The 2,150-nt window shown below is 58.0% G+C and carries 2 protein-coding genes; one reads left to right on the top strand and one right to left on the bottom strand.

What is annotated here, in order from left to right:
* Nucleotides 1-237: hypothetical protein (locus H5U08_RS16600; RefSeq protein WP_297035612.1), on the bottom strand; the 237-nt coding region annotated here is incomplete at its 3' end.
* A gap of 345 nt (nucleotides 238-582) precedes the next feature.
* Between H5U08_RS16600 and H5U08_RS16595 the strand changes: the two genes are divergently transcribed.
* The coding region (locus H5U08_RS16595; RefSeq protein WP_297035609.1) for a hypothetical protein at nucleotides 583-2,150 on the top strand (1,568 nt) is incomplete at its 3' end.

Here is a 2,150-nt window from a genome sequence, read left to right as displayed (position 1 = left end):
CCCGAGCCGACTACAGGCCTCGAATCGGAAATGCAGGGGCACCCCGGAGCGTTCATTATTCACCTTTTGGAGGGTAATGAGAACTTCGAGGACGTCGCTGTTTCGTACAGCGTGGGAGGGACGGCCACGATCGACGACGATCCACATTGGGATGATGAGCCGACACCCCGTGATAATCGAGCCGACGCTGATGGATTTCTTACAACGGGGCAGGGTGCACTGCCTCTGAGTGGTCAAGTCACGATTCCGGCGGGCCAGAACCAATACTCTATCTCTTTCGTGCCGTGGTATGACGGCTTTCAGAATCAGAATGATGGTCAGAATGGAAATGAGTCAACACCTCCGGAAACCGTCATATTGACCATTTTCGGAAACAACGTCCACCAACAACGCAATTCCGGCACCCTTCTCATTTTGGAACCGATAGGGGATCCAAAACCTTGTGTGGATTGCTGTGGCAAGGAAACGGGCGACCCCGGTGTTAGTTGCAATGTCGCCGCTCCGACTGGTGGTTTGGGCATAAGCAACCAGGGAACCCGTATCACGTATTACGCCCACTTTAGTTCAGGTCAGGAGACAGTGGTGGCGTTCAGTCCCCTCCAGCTCACCAACGGCCAGGCTACCCTGGAGTTCGTGGAGGCCAAATTGGTCAGCTTTGGCAGCAGTAACCCCGATACAACCATCTGGTTTGACGCCGCAGATGCTTCCGCACTCAGCACGTACGCTTTTGCTTTTCCGGTCGATGTGTCAACTCTCAGTACGGGAGCCTATTCCTGGACTGTCCAATTGATTCAGCACTACTCCGACAATTCCACACAAACAATCACGCTCAGTGGCAAAAAGAACGTTTTCAACACGCTCAACAGCCCGATGGGACCAGGTTGGTTTCCCTTTGGTGTGGCCCGGCTCATCCCCGACGGACCCGATGTACTTCTCTTGCGTGGTGGGCTGCAGCGGTTTAAACCCGATGGCATGGGCGGTTGGATCCCCGACCTCTCCGATGACACCAGTGCCTACACCCTGACCGGCAACTGGTACACCGGCTTCACTTTGCGGGCCAAGGATGGGACCGTCGATTACTTCAACCCAGCGGGACTCATTACCCGCACGGTCGATCCCGCCAGGAATCAGACTGTTTACAACTATGACGACTCCAATCGTCTGGTCTCGATCGACGCCCCGGAAGGGGATACCGTCTATCTCTACGATGAACAGACCGGTTGGCTCAGCCAGGCCATCCGCCCCGATGGCGTGGTTTCGACCTACACCCATGATGCTCAGGGGCGCATCATCCAGATCACCCAGCCGGACCCCGATGGCGATGGTCCGTTGCCGGCCCCTGTCACGACTTTTGAATATGCGGGTCCCAACGGCCTCCTTTCGGCCATTACCTTCCCCGACGGCTCGCGCGAAACCTACGAATACGATCATGCCCTGCGACTCAAAAAGATCATCCGCGCCGATGGCAGCGAAGAGACTTATGTTTCCTTCCCCGCCGCGGTCCTGGTGGATCTGGGGAGTGGCGAGGGGACGCCCCAGAACCCGGCGGCCCTCCGCGATACCGCTGCGATTCGCGTTTCCTCCACGGTTGGCGGGATCACCACGACCTCGGCTGTGGATATGTGGGGGTTCCCCCTGGAATCGGTGGACGGCGAAGGCCACACGACACGCTACATCCGCAATGCTGCCGGGCAGGTGGTCCAAGTTATCGAACCCGATCCCGATGGCGAAGGCCCCTTAACGCCTTCCGTGACATCCTACGAATACGATGCCAAAGGCAACCGGATCAAGATGGTCCTCCCCGACGGCGGTATCCGCCGCTGGGAATACGACCCTCAATGGAATGTCGTCACCAAATACGTTGACGAGCGGGGAGTCACCACCCTCTACAAGATCGACCCGCAAACGGGTTACGTGTTGGAAAGCCGCATCGTCGTGGGCCAGGTCGATTCACCGGGCAATGGCGAAAGCGACGACGTGGTGACCACCTACACCTACACCGACGCCAACGACGGGACTCTCATCGGCCTGGTGGAAACCGAGACCGATGCCCTGGGTACCGTCACCCGCTATCAGTACAACGCCCGGGGTCAGGTGACCCAGATCACGTATGCTGTGGGCACCTCCGAGGAGGCCTCCGTCAGCTACGA

This window comes from Thermogutta sp. (assembly GCF_014359955.1).
GTDB lineage: Bacteria > Planctomycetota > Planctomycetia > Pirellulales > Thermoguttaceae > Thermogutta.
Note: the sequence above shows the minus strand (reverse complement) of the source record. Positions and strands in the feature narration are given on the sequence as shown.